Origin of the sequence: Lonsdalea quercina subsp. quercina, assembly GCF_000688695.1 — a bacterium.
Classification (GTDB): Bacteria; Pseudomonadota; Gammaproteobacteria; order Enterobacterales; family Enterobacteriaceae; genus Lonsdalea; species Lonsdalea quercina_D.
This window is the reverse complement of sequence record NZ_JIBQ01000021.1, coordinates 24,833-34,857: the sequence shown is the minus strand read 5'-3', so window position 1 is coordinate 34,857 and position 10,025 is coordinate 24,833. Positions and strand designations below refer to the sequence as shown.

Annotated in this window: 8 protein-coding genes, 1 tRNA gene and 2 other RNA genes; 4 read left to right on the top strand and 7 right to left on the bottom strand. The window is 54.8% G+C overall.

Annotated features, from left to right (window positions below; all coding sequences use genetic code 11):
- Positions 1-75 precede the first annotated feature (75 nt).
- The 3 genes from SB13_RS17490 to SB13_RS16580 form a co-directional block, all read right to left on the bottom strand.
- A non-coding RNA gene (locus tag SB13_RS17490) (RtT sRNA) lies at positions 76-206 on the bottom strand.
- 46 nt (positions 207-252) lie between these two features.
- A non-coding RNA gene (locus SB13_RS17485) (RtT sRNA) lies at positions 253-383 on the bottom strand.
- Positions 384-429: 46 nt separating this feature from the next.
- Positions 430-519: transfer RNA gene (locus SB13_RS16580), tRNA-Ser, on the bottom strand.
- Between the two features lie 261 nt (positions 520-780).
- On the opposite strand from SB13_RS16580, the gene SB13_RS16575 reads away from it, so the two are divergent.
- The gene (locus SB13_RS16575) at positions 781-1,518 is read left to right on the top strand and encodes a phosphatase (protein WP_026741411.1); all 738 of its coding nucleotides are present in this window, start codon (positions 781-783) and stop codon (positions 1,516-1,518) included.
- Between the two features lie 31 nt (positions 1,519-1,549).
- A complete protein-coding gene (locus SB13_RS16570) occupies positions 1,550-2,119 on the top strand; it encodes a TorD/DmsD family molecular chaperone (RefSeq protein WP_026741410.1) in 570 nt (189 codons plus the stop codon).
- 69 nt (positions 2,120-2,188) lie between these two features.
- Here SB13_RS16570 and SB13_RS16565 read toward each other — a convergent pair whose 3' ends face one another.
- From SB13_RS16565 to mdtH, 3 genes are all read right to left on the bottom strand, one after another.
- Complete coding sequence (locus tag SB13_RS16565) at positions 2,189-2,752, bottom strand: lipoprotein (protein WP_026741409.1); 564 nt, start codon at positions 2,750-2,752, stop codon at positions 2,189-2,191.
- A gap of 154 nt (positions 2,753-2,906) precedes the next feature.
- Positions 2,907-3,557 carry a glutaredoxin 2 gene (gene grxB / locus SB13_RS16560; protein ID WP_026741408.1) on the bottom strand — a complete coding sequence of 217 codons (651 nt, stop codon included), beginning with the start codon at positions 3,555-3,557 and terminating at the stop codon, positions 2,907-2,909.
- Between the two features lie 172 nt (positions 3,558-3,729).
- The gene (gene mdtH, locus SB13_RS16555; protein WP_026741407.1) at positions 3,730-4,935 is read right to left on the bottom strand and encodes a multidrug efflux MFS transporter MdtH; all 1,206 of its coding nucleotides are present in this window, start codon (positions 4,933-4,935) and stop codon (positions 3,730-3,732) included.
- Between the two features lie 307 nt (positions 4,936-5,242).
- On the opposite strand from mdtH, the gene rimJ reads away from it, so the two are divergent.
- Positions 5,243-5,827 (top strand): ribosomal protein S5-alanine N-acetyltransferase, encoded by a 585-nt coding sequence (gene rimJ / locus SB13_RS16550; RefSeq protein WP_026741406.1) that lies wholly within the window; start codon positions 5,243-5,245, stop codon positions 5,825-5,827.
- A 187-nt stretch (positions 5,828-6,014) separates the two neighbouring features.
- Positions 6,015-7,550, top strand: a complete 1,536-nt coding sequence (murJ, locus tag SB13_RS16545; RefSeq protein WP_026741405.1) for a murein biosynthesis integral membrane protein MurJ — start codon at positions 6,015-6,017, stop codon at positions 7,548-7,550.
- 264 nt (positions 7,551-7,814) lie between these two features.
- Here the strand turns inward: murJ and argS are convergent, their stop codons facing one another.
- The gene (argS, locus tag SB13_RS16540; protein WP_026741404.1) at positions 7,815-9,545 is read right to left on the bottom strand and encodes an arginine--tRNA ligase; all 1,731 of its coding nucleotides are present in this window, start codon (positions 9,543-9,545) and stop codon (positions 7,815-7,817) included.
- Positions 9,546-10,025: the final 480 nt, after the last annotated feature.

Genomic DNA, 10,025 nt, shown 5'->3' with positions numbered 1-10,025 from the left:
GGTTCTCACCCTCCCTCAAGGGGATCTCTGCATAAAAAAAAGCCCAAACGTAAGTTCGGGCTTTCTCTNTAAATATGGCGGTGAGGGGGGGATTCACTGCGGCGCTGCGCGCCTTGCCCTTCGGGTGGCCTGACGGCCATGCAAAACGGCGCTGCCGTTTTGTCGAACCCTGACGAGGGTTCTCACCCTCCCTCAAGGGGATCTCTGCATAAAAAAAAGCCCAAACGTAAGTTCGGGCTTTCTCTGTAAATATGGCGGTGAGGGAGGGATTCACTGCGGCGCTGCGCGNCTTGCCCTTCGGGTGGCCTGACGGCCATGCAAAACGGCGCTGCCGTTTTGTCGAACCCTGACGAGGGTTCTCACCCTCCCTCAAGGGGATCTCTGCATAAAAAAAAGCCCAAACGTAAGTTCGGGCTTTCTCTGTAAATATGGCGGTGAGGGAGGGATTCGAACCCTCGATACGTTTTCACGTATACACACTTTCCAGGCGTGCTCCTTCAGCCTCTCGGACACCTCACCGGTGGTTGTCCTCTCAGACAACGGGCGCTACTGTAGGGAAATTCCCCTGCAGCGTCAACACACTTATGCCTCGTTATGGTGCGATTAGCTAAAGTTAACGCAATTTGCTGTTTTACTCGCCAGAAGTGCGCATTCAGGCGTCTGACGGGCGTTATCACGTGTTTTGCATTTGTTAAAATAACGTGACAATTGCCCCCGTGAGCTGTGTGGGGAAGGGAAGGATGGTATGCTAGTACGGTAAAATAAGCGCCAGGAGAAGCCATGTACCCCGTCGATTTACATATGCACACCGTAGCCAGCACTCACGCCTATAGCACTCTGCATGATTACATTGCCGAAGCCCGGCGCAAGCATATCCAACTGTTCGCCATCACGGATCACGGTCCGGACATGGCCGATGCCCCGCATCATTGGCATTTTATCAACATGCGCGTCTGGCCCCGGATGGTGGACGGGGTCGGTATCCTGCGAGGTATCGAGGCCAATATCAAAAATTTGAACGGTGATATCGACTGCACGGGACCGATGCTGGAGAGCCTGGATCTGATCATCGCGGGTTTCCACGAACCGGTATTTCCCCCGCAGGATAAAGAGGCGCACACCGCTGCGATGATTGCGGCGATGGCGCAAGGCAACGTCCATATCATCAGCCATCCCGGCAATCCGCGTTACCCGATCGATATCCCGGCGGTTGCCGCTGCGGCAGCTAAGTATGAAGTCGCGTTGGAGCTGAACAACTCCTCCTTTATTCACTCCCGCAAAGGAAGCGAGGCCAACTGTCGGGCCATCGCTGAAGCGGTGCGCGATGCGGGCGGATATCTGGCGCTAGGGTCGGATAGCCACGTGGCGTTCGCGTTGGGCGAATTTCCCTATTGCGAGCGTATTTTAAGGGAGATTGATTTCCCGGCGGAACGCGTGTTGAATGTCAGCCCTCGTCGGGTACTGGATTTTCTAGAACGCCGCGGTAAGCCGGCTATCCCTGAATTAGCCTCTTTGTGACGTTGTCACTTTTTATCTACAGGTTTAATGCATGAATGAATTCTCGATTGTGTGCCGTATCTTGGGCTCACTGTTTTATCGTCAGCCGCAGGATCCGCTGCTGACCCCGCTCATGACGCTGGTCAAAGAGGGCAAGCTAGCCCAGCAGTGGCCGCTGGAGCAGGATGCGCTGTTGACGCGAATGCAAACCAGCTTGAAAGCCGAAGGGCTTGATACTGTGAGTGCCGACTATCTGCGGCTGTTTGCCGGAGACGAGCCGGCGGTAACTCCCTGGCGTTCCGGATACGAGCCAGCGTCACCGGAAACGACTGTGCGCGAATTTTTACAGCAACGCGGCATGCCGCTCGGCGAAGGTCCGTCAGACCACTTTGGCGGACTGCTGCTTGCCGCTTCATGGCTGGAGGATCAGGCTCAGGAAGATGAAACCGAGGCGCAGACTGCGCTATTCGATATCTATCTGCTACCGTGGAGCGACCGTTTTCTGGGCAAAGTCGAAAGTCATGCGACGACGGGGTTTTACCGTGCGCTGGCGATAGTAACGCGTGAAGCGCTGGAAGCGATGCGCGAAGAGCTGGCGGAGACGGAAGAGGGCGAGGAGTAAGCGAGCCAACGTTCCCTTCAAAAAGATAAGGCTGACCGTGAGCGAGATCGTCTCCGNCCAGCCACGAGATTACTCGGTCAGCTGGATCACCAACTGACCCGGTTTGACTTCTATTCCCTTCGCCAGTTTCTTGGCCATCGCTTCTTTCGTGCTGTGCTCAGCATTCAACACGTAGGCGGGCTTCTGGTCGAAATAACTTTTCAGCGATTGATTAAGATAAGGCGTCAGCGTTTTAAACATCGACTGCATCTTTTCCGGCTGCACGCTGTAATCCGTCAGCGTCATCTCTTTCAGATAAATGGCGCCCTGCGCTTTATCGAAGACCGGCTGCGCCTTAAGCGTCAGCTTCATGTCTGCCGACTGTGCGCCAATCAGTGAGCTGATATCGACTTTGGCATTGCCGCTGAGGGTCACTTTGCCAGGCTCTTCGCGGCCGATCTGTGTGGTGAGATCGGTCAGAACGATATGCGCATCCACGACACCCGGCACGCCAATCTGTTTCTGGTAGTCATTATGTTCCTGTAAATATTGATTGACTTCCTGTTCGCTCAGGGTGTACTGGGTCAGCTGATTACAGCCGCTGAGCATCAGTCCGCCCAGCAATGCCAGTGTCGCCCATCCTGTTTTCTTCATTGTAATAACCTCGTTAAGTCCCTTAATACTATCGATATCTGATAGCGGGGCAGCGTGCGCTTTTGCTTGCAAAGCGCCAATCGGAAAGTCCTGAAACGGTGAAGCACACACACACCGGCACCTCGGCACCGGTATGTGGCTACGGTCCCGACACTTATTGGGCCATGCCGCTCAGCAGCGGGATCTGGGTTTGTTTGGCCATGTTGTCCCGGTAGTCCGCCACTTTCGACGGTACGGAGACGCCATTGACGATGGTCAGAGCGCGAAGCAGCGGGAACAAGTGAATATCATCCATGGACAGCTCGCCGTTACAGGCGTTGGCCTGAACAATCAGTGGTTCAAGATCTTTGAGATCGTTGCTGATGTTTTTGATCAACCCGGCGGAGTGGCTCAGCAGCTCTTCAAAATCGCCGCCCTGCGCCTGTTTCTTATTGATGAAGTAGTCGCGTGCGGCAGGTGTGGAGAACTCTTCGAAGGGCGCACGGCTGAGGCGAGGCATGACGAGACGGCGATATACATAATCGGAGACTTTGCGCAGCCAGGCGTCGATCTGCGGATTCGTCGGGCCGGTCAATAGAGGCTTGCCGTCATACGCATCGATATATTCCACGATATCAAGGCTTTCTGGCATAAAGCTTCCATCTTCCTTTTGAAGAATAGGCAGCATCTTTTTACCGACCATGGAGATGGGCGTTTTTTCGTCATCATTAAGCAGGTATTCCAGTTTCACCGGGATATCTTTCAGGCCGAAAATCATGCGAGCTTTCACGCAGAACGGGCAGTGGTCGTAAATATAAAGTTTCATACCAGTCTTCCTCTGTAGTCGGATCAATGCGATGCCGGTGCCGTATTCACGAGAGCGTCCCTGCGAGCACGCGGTGTGAAAGAGGCATCTATAGCGAAAAAGTATGGGGGGCTTTTCGTTTGAGATCAATTCGGGTGCGAGGGCACCCGACAAAAGACAGGCGGAGGGGAGATTAACGATCGCCCAGCATCGCAGGCTCAATACGCCGTAAATGGAATTGCCAGTAGAGCGCGGCCAGCGTCATCAGTCCAATGATCCCGAGCATACACCACGGCAGCTCTGGCTGACCCAGCGCGCGTCCGCTGTCGTACAACCAGCCGCCGCCGCTGTAGCCGAGCGCGCCGCCCAACGCCAAGCCCATACGGCTGAAACCCATATAGCTGCCGCGGGCGCGGGCGTTCGCCAGCGAGGCACCGAGCGTTTCGCGCGCGGGCTCTGCGATAATGGAGCCGAAATAAAACAGGCCGATCAGAACCAACAACAGGTTAAGGTGCGTCGCCATCCCCATCGGAAACAGGCTGAGCGTCATAATGAACAGCCCGGCCATGAGACGCTGCTCCAGCCGAAAATGTTTTTCGCTCCAGCGTGCGACTGGGTAGAGCAACGTCAGAGAGAGCGCAGCTTCAATGGCGTACATCCATTTCACCGCCGCGGGCGTTCCGGCGACTTCATTGACGACGATCGGCATCATCAGCAATACCTGCACCGCCAGCATGAAATACCCGGTCAACGTCAAGACATAGATGACGAAACGGCTGTCGCGCAGAACCCGCAGCATGCCCTCGCGCATGGGCGTTCTCGTGGTGGAAATGCGATAGGCGGGCAGCAGCCAGGCATTCGCGCCCGCTGCCAGCAGAAACATAAAGGCGCCGACCCAGCAGACGACGTTGAAATTGTATTGCATCAACCAACTGCCGAGCAGCGCGCCGGTGACAGAGCCCGCCGTGTCCTGCATCAGCAAGAGCGAGAAGAAGCGCCCGCGTTCGCTGGGACGGGTCAGCTTGATGACCAGCGCGGTGCGCGGCGGGTCGAATAACGTGCCGCCGAGCCCGGAAAGAAAACAGGAGAGCATCAGCACCAGCGGGGTCGTAGCCAGCGCCATGCAGATAAAACCGGCCGAGCGCATCAGCATGCCGGTAATAATCATCGGCTTGGCGCCGAATCGGTCGGCAATCGCGCCGCCGAAGATCCCTAAGCCTTGCTGAGTCAGCTGGCGCAGCCCTAATGCGGTGCCGACCGTCAGCGCGGCCCAGCCCATTTGGTCGACAAATCGTATGGAAATCAGGGGGAACACGACGAAAAACCCTAAAATCACCAGCATGTTATCAAGCAGAATGAAATATTTACCCAGGCTGCGCGCCTGCGTCATCAAAGGCATGTTGTACCGTCACGGAAAGAAGGAATCACCACCTGTTTATTCTCTCGCCAATTGTGGGATGGCGATAGGTGACTTAAAGATAATATTTTTTTATCGTCAACCGCCGCTCGGTGCGATGCTGTGAGAATGACAGGCGCTGACGTATGCAAATTGCATGATAACCCAGCGTTAGAGCGGTTACGTTGATGCAGTCAACGCGGTTTATAGTAAGCTTAACGTCATGTTTATCCGCTTATTGCTGGCGAATAGACGTTTTTCAGTTCCATAAACATAATCGATTAATCACCCCGAACCTGAGGGAAGAGAAATGTTTGGCTATCGTTCCACATCTGCCACGGTACGTTTGACGACGGACCGGCTGGTGGTACGTCTGGCTCATGAACGTGATGCCTGGCGCCTGGCGGAGTATTACGCGGAAAACCGCGATTTTTTAAAACCGTGGGAGCCGGTGCGCGACGCCAGCCACTGTTACCCTTCGGGCTGGCAGGCGCGTCTGAGCGTGATCACCGATATGCACAAACAGAGCAGCGCATTCTATTTTCTGCTGCTCGATCCGGAGGAAACCGAGGTGCGCGGCGTTGCTAACTTCAGCAATATTCTGCGCGGCTCTTTCCACGCCTGCTATCTGGGCTATTCGCTCGGGCAAAAATGGCAGGGGCAGGGGCTGATGTTTGAAGCGCTCAAAGCCAGCCTGCGTTACATGTTTGTTCAGCAGCGCATGCATCGGATTATGGCCAATTATATGCCGCACAACCACCGTAGTGGCGGTCTGCTGGCGCGCCTCGGATTTGAAAAAGAGGGTTATGCCAGAGATTATCTGCTGATCGACGGCGAATGGCAGGATCACGTTTTAACCTCCCTGACTAACGAGCGTTGGGCGCTGCGTAAGTGATTGCCAGGCGATCAGAACTGTCGCAAAAATCAGGCCGATCAGTCACTTCTGCGGCCTAAACGCGCGGAGCGGGGACACCAACCGGTAGCTTTTGCCCGCACAATGCGTAGACTAGGCGCACCCAATAGGCGCGTACGGCCGGACGGCTGTTTGCGCCATTATCTTCCCCGGTATTCAGAACATTCGCATGAATTTACTTAAATCACTGGCTGCGGTCAGTTCAATGACAATGCTTTCGCGCCTGCTGGGCTTTGTGCGTGACGCCATCGTCGCCCGCGTTTTCGGTGCAGGTATGGCGACCGACGCCTTTTTTGTCGCCTTCAAACTTCCCAATCTGCTGCGTCGTATCTTCGCCGAAGGCGCGTTCTCTCAGGCTTTCGTTCCCATTCTGGCCGAATATAAGAGCCAGCAGGGAGAAGAGGCCACCCGCACGTTTCTGGCTTACATTGCCGGAATGCTGACGCTGGTGCTGACGTTGGTGACGATCGCCGGCATGCTGGCCGCGCCCTGGGTGATCATGGTGACGGCGCCCGGCTTTGCCGAAACCCCGGCGCGTTTTGAACTGACTTCTTCGCTGCTGCGCATCACGTTCCCTTACATCTTATTGATTTCGTTGACCTCGATGGTCGGGTCCGTGCTCAATACCTGGAACCGATTTTCGGTGCCCGCATTCGCACCGACGCTGCTCAATGTCAGCATGATCTTTTTTGCCCTGTTCGCCACGCCCTATTTTCACCCGCCGGTGCTGGCGCTGGCCTGGGCTGTGGTGGTCGGCGGCATCTTGCAACTGGGATATCAACTGCCGCATCTCAAAAAAATCGGTATGTTGGTTTTGCCGCGGATCAAATGGCGTGATCCGAGCGTCGCCCGCGTGATGAAGCTGATGGCGCCGGCAATCCTCGGTGTGTCGGTGAGCCAAATTTCGTTGATCATTAACACGATTTTCGCTTCTTTCCTGAGTCAGGGCGCGGTGTCCTGGATGTATTACGCAGACCGTCTGATGGAGTTCCCCTCCGGCGTTCTGGGCGTAGCCTTGGGCACTATTCTATTGCCTTCGCTGTCAAAAAGCGCCGCCAGCGGTGATCATAAAGAGTACTCCCACTTGATGGACTGGGGGCTGCGACTTTGCTTCTTGTTAGCGTTGCCGAGCGCGGTCGCGCTGGGGATCTTGGCAAAGCCGCTGACGGTATCCCTGTTCCAGTACGGTAAGTTCAGCGCTTTCGATGCGGCGATGACACAGCGGGCGCTGGTGGCGTATTCCATCGGGCTAATGGGGCTGATTCTGGTGAAAGTGCTGGTGCCCGGCTTCTATGCGCGACAGGACATCAAGACGCCGGTGAAGATCGCTTTGGTGACGCTGGCGCTGACTCAGCTGATGAACCTGGCGTTTATCGGCCCGCTGCAGCATGCAGGATTAGCGCTGTCGATAGGGCTGGCCTCTTGTCTCAACGCCGCGCTGCTGTTCTGGCAACTGCGTAAGCAGCAAATTTTCCAGCCGTCGCCGGGGTGGACGCGTTTTCTGGTGCGGCTACTGCTGGCAGTCGTCGTGATGTCGGCGGCGCTGTTGGCGCTAGACCAGATCATGCCGCCATGGGATCAGGGCAATATGACGGCTCGAATCTTACGCTTGATGGCGATGGTGGTGGCTGGCGCCGGCGCTTACTTCGTCTCGCTGGGGCTGATGGGATTCCGTCCGAAAGATTTCTCGCGCCGCAGCATCTAATCACTCACATCAGCAATACTAACGGCGAGTTCGCTCGCCGCAGTTGCGGTGGTCGTTGCGATGAATAGCCGTCTGACTCACGCCTCTTTTCTTAATACACCTTCTCTGGAAAAAGCGTTATCAGCTGCATTGCCGAGAGCAAGGCAAACCCGGTTGATAGTGACTGATACGCATGTGAAAACGTCGGCTGGGATGATTGAGCAGGAAAGCTAATAGGGGAGAAACACGCCGCCTTCAGAAAGACGGCGTGAGGAGGGAAGCGCGTTACATCTTCTCGACGGTTTGGATACCTAGCGTGTCCAAACCTTGCTTCAGCGTCTTCGACGTCAGCATGGCGAGTTTCAGACGGCTCTGACGTTCCGCTTCGTTCTCGGCATTCAGGATCGGGCAGTGCTCGTAGAAGCCAGAGAACTGGCCGGCCAGATCGTAGAGATAAGCACACATGACATGTGGCGTACCGTCGCGGGCCACGGTCGTAATCACTTCTTCGAACTGCAACAGACGCGTCGCTAGCGCCTGTTCGCGCTCGTTAGTCAGTACGATGGGTTGGGTCAGGCTGGCTTCATCAACACCGGCGCGTTTAAAGATAGAGGCGACGCGGGTGTAGGCATATTGCATATAAGGCGCGGTATTGCCTTCGAATGCCAACATGTTGTCCCAGTCGAAGACGTAGTCAGTTGTACGGCTCTTGGAGAGATCTGCGTATTTCACCGCGCCGATGGACACGACGTTCGCCAGCTCGGCCACTTCATCCTGCGGCATCTCAGGGTTTTTGTCCGCGATCAGTTTCACCGCACGTTCGTAAGCTTCATCGAGCAGATCAGCCAGCTTGATGGTTCCGCCGGAGCGGGTTTTGAACGGCTTGCCGTCTTTGCCCAGCATCATCCCGAACATGTGATGTTCCAAACTCATGCTTTCCGGGATGTATCCCGCTTTGCGGACGATGGTCCAGGCCTGCGTTAGGTGCTGATGCTGACGGGAGTCGATGTAGTAGAGGACGCGGTCGGCGCCCAGCGTTTCGTAGCGATACTTGGCGCAGGCGATGTCCGTGGTGGTGTACAGGTAACCGCCGTCTTTCTTCTGGACGATCACGCCCATGGGTTCGCCTTCCTTGTTTTTAAATTCATCAAGGAAAACGACCGTGGCGCCTTCGCTTTCGACTGCAAGACCCTTGGCTTTGAGATCGGCGACAATGCCCGGCAGCATGTCGTTGTACAGGCTTTCGCCCATGACGTCGTCTTTCGTCAGCGTGACGTTGAGTCGATCGTAGTTATGCTGGTTCTGGCTCATGGTAATGTCCACCAGCTTGCGCCACATGGTACGGCAATATTCGTCGCCGCCCTGCAGTTTCACTACGTAACCGCGAGCGCGTTCGGCGAATGCGGCGTCGGCGTCGTAATGCTGTTTTGCTTCACGGTAGAATGCTTCCAGGTCGGACAGCTCCAGCTCACCGGCGTTTTCGTTCTGAACTTTTTCCAGATACGCGATCAGCATGCCGAACTGCGTGCCCCAGTCGCCGACGTGGTTGGCGCGGATGACGTTGTGACCGAGGAATTCCAACGTTCTGACCGCTGCGTCGCCGATGATGGTGGAACGCAGGTGGCCAACGTGCATCTCTTTAGCCACGTTGGGGGCGGAGTAGTCGACGACGATCGTTTGGGGTTCTACCGGCGACACGCCCAGTTTCGGGCTGGTCAGCACGCGCTCTAACTGTGCGGACAGCCACTGAGGATCGAGGAAGATATTGATGAAGCCGGGACCGGCGATTTCAGTTTTGGCGGCAATTCCCTCCAACTGCAGCAGCTGGACGACTTTTTCCGCCAATTGACGCGGAGGCATGCCTAATTTTTTAGCCACGGCCATCACGCCGTTAGCCTGATAATCACCAAATTGCGCTTTTGCCGATTGGCGAACCTGCGCTTCGCTGTCAGCGGGTGCGCCCGCCGCAACCAATGCCTGACGGACTTTTTCGGAAAGAAGAGCCTGAATATTCACCGGGTTACCTTACATTACAAATTAAGCCCTGCTTATACCATATTTGATAGATTGAGTCAGCAGAGCGGCGGTGTCACAGGCTCATCGGGGAGCTCATGATGTTGACGCATCACGGTTAAAAAAGCACAGAGGAAATAAAAAGAAAACAGCCATACAGATAAATCTAAAAAATAAATAACCAGAGAGTCATTAACGTTTTTTATTTCGTCTATCGGTAACCAAACGCGTGTTTTTCATGTTTTTGAGATGACGAAAGATAGCATAACCGGCTAATACAATTAATAAAACCGATACAATAAGTAGAAACATGGTGAACGACCTTTTTATATCTTTTGGAATAACGAAATTATCCCTTTTATTGTTTATTAACAATGGGAGGAAGTGTATTTAAGATTACTCCCATGATATATAGGAATATGCGTAAAAACAGTGAATTAAGATTGTTATTTGCGTCAAGGTTATCGTTGGCGACAAGCAAAA